The sequence below is a fragment of the Loktanella sp. SALINAS62 genome, from assembly GCF_018263905.1.
In the GTDB taxonomy this organism is placed as follows: domain Bacteria; phylum Pseudomonadota; class Alphaproteobacteria; order Rhodobacterales; family Rhodobacteraceae; genus Loktanella.
Map to the genome: position 1 here is coordinate 1 of NZ_JAAFZU010000083.1, position 754 is coordinate 754.

Consider the following 754-nt stretch of genomic DNA (forward strand, 5'->3'; position numbering starts at 1 on the left):
CGCTGGTCTGCGATCCTGTCGATTTCTGCGAAGATCGGCTGTGCGCCGCAAACGCTGAATGAATGGGTGAAGAAGGTCGAGATCGACACTGGCCAGCGCGGCGGTGTCACGACTGAGATGGCTGAGAAGATGAAGACGCTGGAACGCGAGAACCGCGAGTTGAAACAGGCCAACGAGATACTTCGCAAAGCGTCCGCATATTTTGCTCAGGCGGAGCTCGACCGCCCGTTCAAGAAATGATCCGCTTCATTGATGATCACCGCGCTGAACATGGGGTCGAGCCGATTTGCAGGGTTCTGCCGATTGCCCCAGCGACTTTCTACGACAACAAGGCCAAGCAAGCTGATCCTTCGCACCTGTCGGATCGCGCCAAACGTGATGAGCAACTCAAGCCTGAGATCGAACGCGTCTTTGAGGAGAACCTGAAGGTCTATGGCGTTCGCAAAGTTTGGCACCAGATGCGCAGGGAAGGCTTCGACATCGCACGCTGCACCGTCGCACGTTTGATGAAGGACATTGGCATCGAAGGCGTCATTCGCGGCAAGAAACCAAGAACGACGATACCTGACAAGGCGCTACCCTGTCTGCTGGATCGTGTGAACCGGCAGTTCCATGCTCCCGCGCCGAACGTCCTTTGGGTCAGCGACTTCACATATGTCGCCACATGGCAGGGGTTTGTCTACGTCGCCTTCGTCATCGATGTGTTCGCGCGGCGGATCGTTGGTTGGCGCGCAAGCCGCACAGCCAATGCCGG

General features: G+C 57.3%; 1 pseudogene and 1 other annotated feature. The pseudogene reads left to right on the forward strand.

Annotation, left to right across the window (positions count from 1 at the left end):
- Nucleotides 1-754, forward strand: a pseudogene (locus tag GZH79_RS18565) (IS3 family transposase); the annotation flags it as partial.
- Nucleotides 195-311: a sequence feature (AL1L pseudoknot), on the forward strand. (Overlaps the previous pseudogene by 117 nt.)